The following is a 13,072-nucleotide window of genomic DNA, read 5'->3' on the forward strand; positions in this document are numbered from 1 at the left end:
GTTCGGCCCGTTCAGGACTTTTTGGCGTGACCAGATCGTCCTGGCAAGTCGACCCTTTTGTTTCCCGCTGGAAGCGAAGGGGTTTTTCTATGCTAAGAATCAACCAGTTGCCCAGAAAGGAAGTTATACATATGAAACGTTCGTGGAAACTGCTCATGCCCCTGGTCATTGCTGCAAGCTTGGTCGGCTGCACAGGCAATGGCAACACGCAAACAGCCCCTGCTCCAAAGACAGAGGCGCCACAGACAACACCACAGGAAACAACGGCCAAAGCCACTGTCTACCCGCTGACGGTCAAAGATTCGACGGGAAAAGAAGTGACCTTGCAAAAAGAGCCGCAGCGGATTGTCTCCACCTCTCCAGGTGAAACGGAGATTTTGTTCGCACTCGGCCTGAACGACCGGATCGTCGGGGTGTCCGACTACGACGATTATCCGGCAGAAGCTGCCACGAAGCCGAAAGTGGGCGGTGTCGTCAAGCCGAGCGAAGAGGCGATTCTCGCCCAGTCGCCTGATCTGGTCATCGGCGGAATCTCGATGGATGAGCCTGTCGCTGCGAAGCTGAAAACGTTAGGCATGCCTGTTTACGTGACTCACCCGCAAAAAATGGATGAGATATTTGACAACATTTTGGCGATGGGTGTCATTACAAACAGACAGGAGCAGGCGGAAAAAGTAGTCGCAAGCATGAAGCAGGACATCGCGCGCGTGCAGGAAGCGGTCAAAGCGGTGAAGCCGGAAGACAAGAAAAAAGTGTACCTGGAATTTTCGCCGGGCTGGACGGTAGGCAAAGGGGAATTTCTGGATGAGCTGATCTCACTGGCAGGCGCGACAAACATTGCCGCTGATACCCAAGGGTGGAACCCGATCAGCGAAGAAAAGATTTTAAAAAGCGATCCTGACGTCATTTTGTATGCAAAAGGCATTACGGACGACAAGACAGGGAAAAAGCTGGAGGACATCATTGCGAACCGCAACGGTTGGGACAAGATGAAGGCGATCCGCGACAAGCAGATTTTCGGGATGGAGCAAAATTTGCTTTCGCGCCCGGGACCGCGGATTACCCAAGGTTTGATCGAGGTAGCCAAAGCGATTTACCCTGATCTGGTGAAATAAAATGAAGAAGCAGTTGCTTTTATGGGGAGGAGCCAGCAGTCTGATTCTGCTGGCATCGGCGGTAGTCAGCATTTCGATGGGAGCGGCATCGCTTCCGCTTTCGCAAGTATGGCTGATCTTGTTGCATCAGCTCCCCGGCATGTCGGACTTGGTTGCCGTGACATGGCCGGATTCGTCCGAGCAAATCGTGATGAAAGTGCGCTTTCCCCGCGTCATCCTGGCGATTCTGGTAGGGGCTTGCCTGTCGCTTGCGGGCGCCGGATTTCAAGGGGTGCTGCGCAATCCGCTCGCAGACCCGTTTACGATGGGAGTGGCATCCGGAGCTGCTGTCGGTGCCGCTTTTCTGATCCTGTTTGGCTTGCAATTCGCTTTTCTCGGGGAATGGAGCACGCCTGTGGTCGCCTTTTTGACGGGGCTGTGCAGTCTGTGGATTGTACTGTCGCTGGCGAAGACGCAGGGCAAGCTGCAAACAGAGACGCTCATTTTATCCGGGGTCGTCATTCAGGCGTTTCTCGGTTCGCTCGTCTCTTTTATGGTGTCCTTGTCGAACCAGACGGTGAACGAAATCGTCTTTTGGCTGATGGGCAGCTTGTCGTTTCGCGGCTGGGCTTTTACGTATGTGCTGATTCCGTATGTGCTGATCGGCGTAATCGTGCTGGTTGGCTATGCCCGCTCCTTGAACCTGTTTGCCCTGGGTGAGCGTCAGGCGGCGCATCTGGGCGTCAATGTCGACAAGACGAAGCTCATTATTTTGCTCGTATCGACTTTGTTGACGGCGGCAGCGGTTTCGATCTCAGGGATCATCGGCTTCGTTGGCCTCGTCGTACCGCATCTGGTGCGGATGCTGGTCGGGCCGGATCATCGCATCCTGCTGCCGATGTCGGCGATTGGCGGCGGCATCTACGTCCTGTGGGCGGATACGCTGGCGCGGATGCTGCTCGTTCCTACGGAAATCCCGCTCGGCGTCGTGACCGCGTTTTTGGGAGCGCCGTTTTTCGCCTATTTGTTGAAGCAAAACAAACGAACCGGAAGGAGGTAGCTACGATGATCCACGTACGAGGTTTGCAAAAAGCTTACCAGGATGTATCGGTTTTAACAGAAATCGATTTTGACGTGAAGCGGGGCGAGTTTTTCGGCATCATCGGTCCGAATGGCAGCGGCAAATCGACGCTGCTGAAAATGATCTCCAGCGTCATTGCCCCTGATGCGGGAGAGATTACGCTCGCTGACAAGCCGCTTGCCCGCTATACGCGCAAAGAGCTGGCTCGTGTTCTCGCCGTACTGGAACAGGAAGGGCTGCCTCCTGTCGGTTTCCGTGTCCGCGAAGTGCTGGAGATGGGACGCTTCCCTTATCAAAACTGGCTCGGTGAGGAAAAGGATGACGTCACGCCGCTGATCGAGGAAATCATGCAGCTGCTGGGGCTTGTGCCGCTGGCGGAGCGCACGCTGGATCAGCTGAGCGGCGGGGAGAAGCAGCGCGTGGCTTTGGGCAAGGCGCTCGTGCAAAAACCGCAACTGCTGCTGCTGGACGAACCGACTACGTACCTCGATATCGGTTACCAGATTCAACTGATGGATATTGTCCGCAAGTGGCAAAAGACGACGCAAGTGACCGTCGTGGCAGTTCTGCACGACTTGAATCTGGCGTCGCTCTACTGCGACCGCATCCTGATGCTGCACAAAGGAGTGCAGATTGGGGTAGGAACGCCGCAAGACATGCTGCAAACGGACAAGATTGAAGCGGTGTACGGGACAAGACCGATCGTCATGGAGCACCCTGTCCATCATTTGCCGCAAATCATGCTGCAATCCCGGGCGTAAGGAGACGTTGGAATGATCGTACTTGTGACAGGCGGTGCGCGCAGCGGCAAGAGCACGTTTGCGGAAAAATATGCGGCTCATCTGGGAAAAGCAGGCGTCTATATCGCCACCGCGCAAGCTTTTGACGAGGAGATGCGCGAGCGGATCGCAAGGCATCGCGCGCGAAGACAGCAAAGCGGCTTTCTGTGGGAGACAGTCGAGGAGCCTTATGCACTCGCTGACGTGATTCGCTCGTTGCAGCAGCGAGACGAGTTCAAGCAAAATCAGGCAGTCGTGCTGGTTGATTGCCTGATCGTCTGGCTGTCCAACTGGCTGATCCGCCACGAACAGGAGCAGGCAGTGGAACGCACGCTTGCACAGGTAGATGAGCTGATTGCAGCGCTGCAACATTTTCCCGGAACGATTTTGTTCGTTACGAATGAAGTCGGAGACGGACTGGTTCCGGAATATCCGCTGGGACGCATGTTCCGCGATTTGGCGGGCCTGATGAACCAGCGCATGGCGGCGGCAGCCGATCAGGTTTTCCTGCTCACGGCAGGCATTCCGCTGGAGATCAAAAGCAAGGCGTTTCGCTTTTAAGCAGGGGAAAAGACGGTTCGAGTCGTCTTTTTCCCTTTTTTATGCTATAATATAAGAAAAGCAATGGAAGGGATCAGGATACCATGCGTCCCCATAGGACGATCTGGAAACGTTTTGACCTCTCCTACATCTAGCTTCGTAGTAGTCGATCGTCACTTGGACGACCAATCTACTACGAAAGCGAGGCCCTTTGTATGAGTAGCGACTTATACTTGCGATGTTCCTCCGTAGTCGGTTGGTCGTCTGTGCCAAAACCGACAAAAATGCGAGGAATCGATGATGAGGAGAGCGCTGCAATTTGTTCAACGTTACGGTATGATTTTGTTTGGAGCTTGTTTGCTGGCATTTGCGTATTATCACATTAACTTTCAGAACCATTTGTCTGAAGGTGGCTTTGTTGGTTTGGGCCTGTTGGCCAAATACGTCTTTGACCTGTCGCCAGCGTTAATGGTGCTGCTGTTGGATATCCCGCTGTTTTTGGTTGCCTGGTTAGTGAGAGGGCGACAATTCATCTGGGATACGATTTTTGCCTCTTTGGCTTTTACCGGGTTTTACGAGCTGTTTGAGCAGTATTCCCCGATTGTCATGGACATGAGCAGAATGATGCCCCTGGCTTCTGTACTGTCAGGCGTATTGACCGGACTCGGCACGGGACTGGTTTTGCGCTACGGAGCAGCGACGGGCGGCGACGACATTTTGTCCCTGTTGCTCAGCAAGTATACGGGATTGTCCATCGGTACGATTTTCTTGTTGCTGGACGTGATGGTTTTGTGCCTGTCGTTCTGGTATGTGCCGATGAAAGAGATGCTGTACACCATTTTAGCTGTAGTCATTTCCAGCCAAGTGATTACCTGGACGGTCAAATCCGGAACAGGAATCGCCGTAGAGGAAGAGGCGCACGCTCATGGCAACGTCTCTGTGACGCACCAATGAAAATGAGTAATCCAGTTGAAAAACATGCCTATACACATGCGCGCAAAAGGCCAAGTCGGGTTAGCTGTCGACTTGGCCTTTTGCCATTTCTACGTACATAACTATATGGCGAAGTAGTGGATACTAACCCTTACGAGAGTTTTGACGGAAAGGACGGGGGAGCAATGAGCGATCGTTTTTTTGGCAACTACAAAGCGTTCGTGGTCATCCCGGCAAAAGAAAAGGGAGCGGGGCCAAAAGCGTTTGATCCAAGCGATTACAGCCGCCATTTCATCCTGACGTTTTCCTTGTACGATTCGCTGATTACGTGCTGGAAGGAAGCCGGGAAGTTCAAGGTTCAGCCGCGGCAAGGCTTGGCTCGTGTCATCGATGCGTTTAACCTCAAGCACGACGGCACGGCATTTTTGCAGATGCTGGAGATGGAGGACGACCAGCCGTATTTTGTGCTGGCGTTATCTTGCAAGTCCACTGCCGATCAGGAACAGGCAGTCATCAACCGGATCACGCAGCTTCTGGAAAAAGATTTCGCCACGGATCTGTTGATCGGGGAAACGTGGTACCAGTTGGTCGGCGCCAAAGGCAAATTCGAGCGGAAGCTGTTCTCCTACAACATACAGCCTTATGCTCAACCTCCGAAGTAGTCGGCGAGTCCATCTGTGATGGCTTGCGCGGCTTTTTCCTGATAGGAGGACGTGCGAACGAGCGCTTCGTCTTTCGGATTCGATAAAAAGCCCAGCTCCACGAGCACGGACGGCCTGTCGTTTTCCCGCAGAACGTGGTAGTCGCCGTAGGAGATGCCGTTGCTTTTCAAGCCTATGCCGCTTGCCAGGCGCGATTCGATGCTGCGGGCGAGGTCATAGTCTTTGTTTTGCGCATAAAAAAAGGTCAAGGTGCCGCTGTTTGGCTTGGTGGAAGAATTGTAGTGGATGCTGACGAAGGCATCTGCTCCCCGCGCCTCGCTGATCGCCACCCGCTGCGAGAGCGAAGGCTTTTCCGAATCGCTCGTCCGCGTCAAAATGACCTGCGCCCCCCGCTGACGCAGCTTGCTCGCCAACAGCGCCGTTGTTTTCTGGTTCAGTATCTTCTCTTCGGTGTTCCACTTCGTTCCGAGCGTTCCCACATCGCTTCCGCCGTGCCCCGGATCAAGGACGATGACTTTTCCCCGCAGTCCGCCTGATTTGTTGGTTTTGCCTGTGGTTGGACTGCTTTTCCCTTCCAGGATGTAACTCGACGATACCCAGCCTGTTATGCCATCGGCGGTTCTGGCCTGGAGCCAGTCTGCTTGCTTGTTGACGATCTCTATCTGAGTGCCTGCAGACAGTACATGCAAAATGTCATGCGTAAGTCCGGGACCTTTGCGCATGCGCAGCGCATCGGCTGTCACGAAGCCTGTTTTTTTGCTGCCAGAAGCTGCTGGGGCTTGCACGGATGTGCCTGAGCTTTTCGCAGGGGAGGAGGCGGTGCCAGCCGCGCCTTTTTGCAAGTAATAGCCGGCAACCCAGCCGCTCGTGCCCTGGTAGTTGATTTTCACCCAGCCATGCGATTCGTCCGAGATGGTCACGGATGTACCGTACTTCAGCGTCGCAACGACGGACGACTGCAAAGCCGGTTCGCTGCGGACGTTCAGGGAGGTCGCAACGACTTTGGCTTGCGCTTGCGCTGCTTGTGCCGGCTCCGTGAAAGCGGCCACAGCGAAACATACGGTCAGCGCGCCGAGCAGGGACGCTGTTTTGCTTGTTCGTTTCATGATGTCTACCTCTGGTCATCGATTGTCAGTTGCTCTTTGGACAATGATAAAGGGAAAAGCAGCCTGCCAGTAGGGCATTTTTTCCTGATTTTGCTTAGGAAATTAGTGGAGGGGAGGAACGTATCGCGCCAAAGCGTTCGCGGCTGACTCAGCCATGCGCTTTTTCAGCTGATCGTTCTCGACCACTTTGACCCGCAAGCCGAGAAAGCGCAGCCGGGACAAAATAAATTCTTGCTCGTCCTGCAAAAAGCGCAAGGTGATCGTGTATTCATGTGTGTCCGGGTCGTAGGCGACGTCTTTGTCAAAGCAGGAAAAGGCGTACAAGATGCGTTGCAGCTCGTTATTGTAGCGGCGCACGACCAAGATTTTCGCCGATTTTTTGCGCGCCGCCAGTTTTCCGGCAATGACAGGCAAAAAGCTGTCGTACCACTCGTCCTCGATGTAGATTTCCTTGATGGACTGGATGAGCGAGAGTGGCGTGGTAAGCAGTTGATTGGAATCGACTGTCAACCAGATCAGATACCAGTCTTTTTTGACCAGGGAATACTCCAGCTTGTACGGGACGCCGCGCTGCTTGCGGAAAGCCGGGCCTTTTCGGGTAGCGCTATGAACCAAAATGTGATTTTTGTCGAGAATGATGCGGCGCAGCTTGCGGATGAGCGGGTGCCAGACTTGCTTGGTAGACGCGCCCGCTTTTTCCACAAACGATGCTTGATCGGCTGATCGTTCGTGCGTGGCGGTCAGTTGCTGGAGCTTTTGCAAAGTATCGGCTGCAAAAAAGTGGGCGGCGGCCGGGTGGGCAAGCATCATGGCAAGCCATGCTTTCTCGTGCGACGTCACCGGATACAGACCCGCTTCGTCCAGCCGCGCAACAAGCTGGTAGTTGTGTATTTTATCAAACAGATTCATAGTAAGCGAGCAGCTCCTCCCATTCTTTTTGAAACTGCCTGCGCAAAAAAGCTGGTGCAAGCACCTCGCAGCTGGAACCGAAGCTGCGAATCCAAGGCGTGATCTCCTGCGTGCCGTTGACTGTGATCTCGTACACGAAGCTGTCCCTGGTTTCTTCTGTGATGCTGCCCCACTGACCTTGCGCCTCGACTCTTTCCTTGATGAAAGAATGCGGCGTGTGCTTGGGGTGGAAGAAGCGCAGCCTGATCGTCACGGGATCTCCTGTGTCGATGAGCCAACTCGTCTGGATTTGCTTGTCTACGCGCTCCTGCATGCGGGCAAAAGCGTCAGGATGGGCTTGTTTCCCGAGAGCGAGCTGGGTCATTCCTTCCACGCGGTATTTTTTCAGCGGGCCATTTTCGCGTTCCTGCGCGAGCAAATACCAGCGCCCGTACTGATGGTCAAAAATGACCCGCAACGGATACACGTTTTGCGGCTTTCCTGACGAATCGCGCTGGAAGGCCGGATTCGTATTTTGCGAATCGTAAAATTTGCTGCGCTTGGGCGTGAAATAGCAAAATTCAACCATTTGCTGCCTGGTGATCGCAGCGGCGAGAATCAGCGCCTGCTGCTCGTCAAGAATGCGGGAAACGAAGTGATATTTGAACAAAAAGGCTTGCCAATCCTCGCGTTGCAGGCGTCTGTCCAGGAAGCGTTGTGTCTTGTGGCGCAAAAAGTAGCCGGGCACAGCAGGCAGTTGCGTGTTTGCCATGATGTCGATGAAGTCGTGCAAGTCCAATAGCTCGTCTTCTGTCAGGCAGTTCCACAGGTCTTGCGCGAAGGAATAGACGAACGGACGGGCTTCCCCGCTTTTTTGGATGACGCCGAGTTCTTCCAAGTATTTCAAATCTTGCCGCAATGTTTTTTCATCCGGAACTTCGCCAGTTGGCGTGGAGAGAAAACAATCCAGCAGCTCTTTGGTAGAGCACGGCTGTTGGCTGAGTTGCTCCAAGAGGCGGGAAAGCCGCTCCACTTCCGACTCTTTCAACGATTTGGCGTGATAGAGAAACATCAGGAAATTGTCGGTGACAGCGAAGTGGTTGTAGCGCAACTGTGTGTAGTAACCTTTCTTCTCCTCATCCGTCACGTACTGGTAGATCGTGGACTGGATTTCCTTGAGCTTTTTCACCGTTTTATCCAGCGTGTGTACGGAGATGCCCAGTCTTTGCGCCAACTGTTGCCGATTGTAGGCGCCTGCGGTCAAAAACATCAGCCTGAGCAGCTGCATTTCTTTGTCAAAGCCTTCTCTAGCCATTTACATTCATCCTTATCCGTGCCATTTTTTCCAAATTAGTCCTCATATTACGAAAGAGCAAGAGCCAAAGTCAAGTCGTAATACTTTTGCCATGTTCATCCATGCAAAAATGAGCGAAGATAACGACAGAGAGAAGGAAGGGCACGCAAAGCTTGCCCGCTGGAAGGAAGAGAGGAGAACACGATTATGAAGACGATAAACCACGGACAGCACCATCGGGAGGTTCAGCTCGGCTCTGGCTCCGTGCATGTGTTTGCCAACGATGAAGTGTTTGCCAGCTTTGGGGAACGCGTATACGAGATGGCAGAGCACAATCTGCGCATCCCGCGCAATGTGTATTTTTCTTACACGCCGGATGCCCATGTCGGAATTGGAACATGCATCGGGACGACTGCGGTCTGGAATATGCACGACGGATTTGTGTCACCGTCGATTGTCGGTTCGGATATCGGCTGCGGCATGCGTGTGCATATGACGCCGCTGCACCGGGACGACTTGCAGGACAAAAATTTGAAGCGGAAGCTGATCGAGGCGATAGAAGCGTACGTGCCGACCTCTGAGCGCGGACAAACGGACTTTACGGACATTTCGATCGAGGAAGTCGTGAAGCATGGACTGAACGGACTGCCTGCTGCGTATTTGGCGAAGCCGACAGGCGAGCCGGGAGAAGTGAGCCGATCGCTTACACACGTGGAAAAGCATACATTTGCCTTCGATCATGCGGCGTTGGCACACATTCCGGTCAAGTCGTGGCAGCGGGCGTGGGGTCAGCTCGGAACATTGGGGGGAGGAAATCACTTCATTGAAATCCAGGCGATCGAAATCGCGGAAGAAAACCGGGAGATCGCCACAGAATGGGGCTTGTTCGACGGGCAAGTCGTGATCATGATCCACTCTGGCTCCCGCGCCTGGGGAGCGACGCTGGGAAGAGATTACACGAAAAGCTTCAAGGAAGCGATGTTCAAATGGGGGATCGAGAACCCGGAGCCGAATCTGGTTTACGCGCCAATCGAGACGGCGGAAGGGCAAAGATACTTGAACCTGATGTACTCGGCGTTGAACTACGCCGTTACGAACCGCCATCTGATCGGCTACTCCGTGGAACGGGCTTTTCAGGATGTGCTGGGAAAAGACTTTTCGACCCCGGTGCTGTACGATTTGATGCACAACTACGCCCTTCAGGAGTATCACCGCAACACGCCGATGCTGATCCACCGCAAAGGGGCGACCAAGGCGCTTCCGGCAGGCCACTTCCAAAATCCGAAGGCGTACAAAAAGACCGGGCATCCGGCGCTGATCCCTGGTTCGATGGGAACATCTTCCTACATTATGGTAGGGGCAGACAGCGGAGCGAAAAACTTTTACTCGATCTGCCATGGCGCAGGACGCGTGCGCTCCCGCAAGGCTACGAAAGAAATCGTGACGACTGATCAGTTCGAGCGCGCCTTGCGGGTAGGCGAGGATGACGAAATCATGGTCAATCACCGCTCGCTCGCAGCGATTTTGGATGAATGCCCGCAAGCTTACAAAGACGTGGATCAAATTATCGATTCCGTCGTCGGGGCAAAATTGGCGTCTGTCGTAGCCAAATGCAAGCCGCTGATCGCAATCAAAGGGGTATAAGAAGAGGTGGTTCCCGGTGTCGCGCGGGGGCCATCTTTTGATTTTTCCAAAATAGGTTCGAATGTAACATAAATTGCATGGCTTGTGCAACCGATATCAAAAAGGAGACATTATAGGGGAGATAGGGGAACAAATATGGCTACATACTATTACTTCACCTGCCAAAAGTGCCGAACCCGGGGGGGAGTTTTCGGCGAACAGCCTTGGGGGTGGGGGAACTTTGACATGATCGAGTCCTTCAAGTTTCTGGCCCATCACATCCGCACTTGCGGGGAGGATTCCATCCGCGTCATCTCGGAAGATGTGGACGAATACGTCGATCAGTTGCATGGAGAATACAACACCTTCCTGGAAGAGACGAAGCATATTTTCCCGCATTCCAAAGATTGGGAGTTTCTTGATCGGTGGAAATCGCTCAAAGTCGAGGAATTGAAGGAAAAATGGGTAGAGGAAAACCGGATCGCGCATCCGGATGAACGTTTGAAGATTTGCGGTACGCTGGAGGACTTTGAAATTTTGCAGCAGCGGGCGGGGCGCATTTCTTTTTTGGCAAAGGTGCGGGACGATACGGACACGCTCTGGAAGGTGGTTGCCAGCTCGCCTGAATTGCCTGTCTTGCATCATTCCTATATCATCATAGGAGTAAGACAGGATCATCCGGAGCTGGGGAAAATCGTGGAAGTGTTCAAGATGGTTCCCCGCTCTGTAGATAGGAAAGAGAGGGAAGGCGAACGTGAAGCTTGAAGCGATCAGTGAACTGCTTGAAAAAGTACGGGAGCGCAATCCGCTTGTGCACAACATCACCAACGTTGTCGTGACCAACTTTACAGCCAATGGCTTGCTCGCGCTCGGAGCATCTCCCGTCATGGCCTATGCGAAGCAAGAAGTGGCGGACATGGCGAAAATCGCGGGATCACTCGTCCTGAACATGGGCACCTTGAGCGAGCGGGAAGTAAAGGCGATGCTGATTGCGGGCAAATCGGCCAATCAGCACCACGTTCCGGTCTTGTTCGATCCGGTAGGCGCAGGAGCAACCCCGTATCGAACCGAAACGGCACAAAAAATCGTGCGCGAGCTAGATATCGCCCTGGTTCGCGGAAATGCGGCGGAGATTGCCAACGTCATCGGGGAATCGTGGGAGATTAAAGGCGTGGACGCAGGCGAGGCAGGCGGAGATGTCGCTTCGCTCGCCAAAGCAGCTGCCGAGAAGCTGGAGACGGTAGTGGCGATCACGGGCAAGGTGGATGTCATTTCAGATGGCAGTACGGTGTACGCCATCGACAACGGCCATCCGATCTTGACCAAAGTGACGGGAACAGGCTGCCTGCTGACTTCCGTCATGGGGGCTTTTGCCGCTGTTGCCGAAAACACGTTGGCCGCGGGGGCTGCTGCGCTCGTCGCATACGGTGTGGCTGCGCAAAAAGCAGCGGAAAAATCGGCGACAGACGGTCCGGGCAGCTTCCAGATTCAGTTTTTGGATGCGCTGTCCTCCGTATCGGCCGACGATATCCATCGGCTGGGCAAGATCGAACAGCATAAGCTGTAAGAACCGAAAGCAGACTCGTCGCTGTTCGGAAGCCGAGAAGCCGGATTTTGGCAGCAAGTTGCCTTGGGTGGGGCGGGAAGAGCAGCTTCTTCCCGTCTCACCGCTTGGGCATGTGCTTTTGGGCATGAAAAAATCCCCTGTTTTCCAGGGGACGAAAATGATCGCGACTGTATGGCTATGATTAGGCTAGATAAGTTAGGGCGTAGCTGTAATTTCGCAGCGTATAGCATAAGAGCTTCTTTTGGTGCTCCGAGAGCGCTAGGAATACAAATTCTACTTGATCATTTTCAAACTTGCGGACGTAAAAGCAGGAAATCCCATGGCAGATCACTTCTCTTTTAAGCGACAGTGCAGCACGGGCGTCGGTGCATATGTGTACTTCCACGGCGTGTAACCTCCTTGGACATTCAATAGAGTACCAAAAAAAGCCAAGGAAAATCACGGGAAATATGGCGGAATTATGTCCAAGTAGTTACCGTTTTTTGTATAAAGAATGATAAGAATGACAATTCGTAAAAAGGCTACTTCATGTCGTCAGGAATACACTTCGATCGGGAAAAATAGGCGGAAATCATCGCAGCCATCCTGCCTTTTTCCGTGCTCATATCGATCTTGTCCTGCAAACAGCGCAGCAGCTCCTGATCGCAGCTGCACGAAAAGTAGCCGCGCTTCTGGTAGCAGTAGTCATGTTTTTTGCAGCAACGGTCGATATCGTCGATAGGTGCGCCTGGTCCAGAGCAGCCTGGCCCGCACCAATTTCCGTACAAACAAGGGATACGTCTTGCCCGCCGTCGTCTTCTGCCCACCTGTCATCACTCCGCAACATAGATGATTACTGGTAGCATATTGGCGGAGGGAGAAACTTGCTTTAGGCAATTCCCACAAATTTTAAAATATATCTTGTAATCGTTTGCTAGATATGATAGATTAATTCTTGCCTGAGCTGTACAGCTCGGCAAGTGATACAGATGGATGGATGTCCGAGCGGCCGAAGGAGCACGATTGGAAATCGTGTAGGCGGGGTCGACCCGTCTCGTGGGTTCAAATCCCACTCCATCCGCCATCTTGGCCCGTTGGTGAAGCGGTTTAACACAGCAGCCTTTCACGCTGTCATACAGGGGTTCGAATCCCCTACGGGTCACCTGGAAGCCCAACAACTTGTTGGGGCCCCGGCGAAAGTCGGGGTATTGTGGAGGCTTAGCTCAGCTGGGAGAGCATCTGCCTTACAAGCAGAGGGTCGGCGGTTCGATCCCGTCAGCCTCCACCATTTTCATACGCGGTCGTGGCGGAATTGGCAGACGCGCTAGATTCAGGTTCTAGTGGTGGCAACACCGTGGAGGTTCAAGTCCTCTCGACCGCATCGCTTTATCAATGAAAGGTTCTTGTTCTGCTGTTTCTGGCAGAGCAGGAGCCTTTTTGCTATTTCCAAATCATGTACAAGCATTTGGCCTTGCAAAACAAAAATCCCATCCATACAGAAAAAGGAGTCGGGGGTCAGCCTCCGA

The 13,072-nt window shown here is 53.4% G+C and carries 13 protein-coding genes and 4 tRNA genes; 13 read left to right on the forward strand and 4 right to left on the reverse strand.

Annotated elements, in window-relative coordinates:
* Positions 1–131 precede the first annotated feature (131 nt).
* From IRJ17_RS14230 to IRJ17_RS14255, 6 genes are all read left to right on the forward strand, one after another.
* Positions 132–1,115, forward strand: a complete 984-nt coding sequence (locus IRJ17_RS14230) for an ABC transporter substrate-binding protein (RefSeq protein ID WP_173596990.1) — start codon at positions 132–134, stop codon at positions 1,113–1,115.
* A 1-nt stretch (position 1,116) separates the two neighbouring features.
* Positions 1,117–2,154, forward strand: coding sequence for a FecCD family ABC transporter permease (locus tag IRJ17_RS14235; RefSeq protein WP_063229754.1), 1,038 nt, complete (start codon positions 1,117–1,119; stop codon positions 2,152–2,154).
* A 5-nt stretch (positions 2,155–2,159) separates the two neighbouring features.
* On the forward strand, positions 2,160–2,936 hold the full coding sequence (locus IRJ17_RS14240) for an ABC transporter ATP-binding protein (protein ID WP_173596991.1): 777 nt from the start codon (positions 2,160–2,162) through the stop codon (positions 2,934–2,936).
* A 12-nt stretch (positions 2,937–2,948) separates the two neighbouring features.
* Positions 2,949–3,515, forward strand: coding sequence for a bifunctional adenosylcobinamide kinase/adenosylcobinamide-phosphate guanylyltransferase (cobU, locus tag IRJ17_RS14245; protein ID WP_217022960.1), 567 nt, complete (start codon positions 2,949–2,951; stop codon positions 3,513–3,515).
* Positions 3,516–3,791: 276 nt separating this feature from the next.
* Positions 3,792–4,448 (forward strand): YitT family protein, encoded by a 657-nt coding sequence (locus IRJ17_RS14250; protein WP_122964909.1) that lies wholly within the window; start codon positions 3,792–3,794, stop codon positions 4,446–4,448.
* 164 nt (positions 4,449–4,612) lie between these two features.
* Positions 4,613–5,089 (forward strand): hypothetical protein, encoded by a 477-nt coding sequence (locus IRJ17_RS14255; RefSeq protein WP_242775139.1) that lies wholly within the window; start codon positions 4,613–4,615, stop codon positions 5,087–5,089.
* Here the strand turns inward: IRJ17_RS14255 and IRJ17_RS14260 are convergent.
* The 3 genes from IRJ17_RS14260 to IRJ17_RS14270 all read right to left on the reverse strand — a co-directional run bounded on the left by IRJ17_RS14260 (position 5,074) and on the right by IRJ17_RS14270 (position 8,398).
* A complete protein-coding gene (locus IRJ17_RS14260) occupies positions 5,074–6,195 on the reverse strand; it encodes an N-acetylmuramoyl-L-alanine amidase family protein (protein ID WP_242775141.1) in 1,122 nt (373 codons plus the stop codon). The genes IRJ17_RS14255 and IRJ17_RS14260 overlap by 16 nt on opposite strands.
* Before the next feature lie 102 nt (positions 6,196–6,297).
* The gene (locus IRJ17_RS14265) at positions 6,298–7,104 is read right to left on the reverse strand and encodes a WYL domain-containing protein (RefSeq protein WP_242775143.1); all 807 of its coding nucleotides are present in this window, start codon (positions 7,102–7,104) and stop codon (positions 6,298–6,300) included.
* Positions 7,091–8,398: a helix-turn-helix transcriptional regulator gene (locus tag IRJ17_RS14270; RefSeq protein WP_242775145.1), complete on the reverse strand. Its 1,308-nt coding sequence runs from the start codon at positions 8,396–8,398 to the stop codon at positions 7,091–7,093. The genes IRJ17_RS14265 and IRJ17_RS14270 overlap by 14 nt, the downstream gene beginning before the upstream one ends.
* A 186-nt stretch (positions 8,399–8,584) precedes the next feature.
* Here IRJ17_RS14270 and IRJ17_RS14275 point away from each other — a divergent pair, with 186 nt between their 5' ends.
* The 3 genes from IRJ17_RS14275 to thiM all read left to right on the forward strand — a co-directional run bounded on the left by IRJ17_RS14275 (position 8,585) and on the right by thiM (position 11,567).
* On the forward strand, positions 8,585–10,021 hold the full coding sequence (locus IRJ17_RS14275) for an RtcB family protein (RefSeq protein WP_242775147.1): 1,437 nt from the start codon (positions 8,585–8,587) through the stop codon (positions 10,019–10,021).
* Between the two features lie 225 nt (positions 10,022–10,246).
* Positions 10,247–10,765, forward strand: a complete 519-nt coding sequence (locus IRJ17_RS14280; protein ID WP_229049707.1) for a hypothetical protein — start codon at positions 10,247–10,249, stop codon at positions 10,763–10,765.
* Positions 10,755–11,567, forward strand: coding sequence for a hydroxyethylthiazole kinase (gene thiM, locus IRJ17_RS14285; protein ID WP_242775149.1), 813 nt, complete (start codon positions 10,755–10,757; stop codon positions 11,565–11,567). Before IRJ17_RS14280 ends, thiM begins: the two co-directional genes overlap by 11 nt.
* 521 nt (positions 11,568–12,088) lie before the next feature.
* On the opposite strand, the gene IRJ17_RS14290 is transcribed toward thiM, so the two are convergent.
* On the reverse strand, positions 12,089–12,373 hold the full coding sequence (locus tag IRJ17_RS14290; RefSeq protein ID WP_063229741.1) for a phospholipase A2 family protein: 285 nt from the start codon (positions 12,371–12,373) through the stop codon (positions 12,089–12,091).
* 164 nt (positions 12,374–12,537) lie between these two features.
* On the opposite strand from IRJ17_RS14290, the gene IRJ17_RS14295 reads away from it, so the two are divergent.
* The 4 genes from IRJ17_RS14295 (at position 12,538) to IRJ17_RS14310 (ending at position 12,927) form a co-directional block, all read left to right on the forward strand.
* Positions 12,538–12,630: transfer RNA gene (locus IRJ17_RS14295), tRNA-Ser, on the forward strand.
* Between the two features lie 4 nt (positions 12,631–12,634).
* Positions 12,635–12,708: transfer RNA gene (locus tag IRJ17_RS14300), tRNA-Glu, on the forward strand.
* A gap of 50 nt (positions 12,709–12,758) precedes the next feature.
* A tRNA-Val gene (locus IRJ17_RS14305) sits at positions 12,759–12,834 on the forward strand.
* A 9-nt stretch (positions 12,835–12,843) separates the two neighbouring features.
* Positions 12,844–12,927 (forward strand) — tRNA-Leu (locus tag IRJ17_RS14310).
* Positions 12,928–13,072 lie beyond the last annotated feature (145 nt).

The organism is Brevibacillus parabrevis (assembly GCF_022701015.1).
Lineage (GTDB): Bacteria > Bacillota > Bacilli > Brevibacillales > Brevibacillaceae > Brevibacillus > Brevibacillus parabrevis.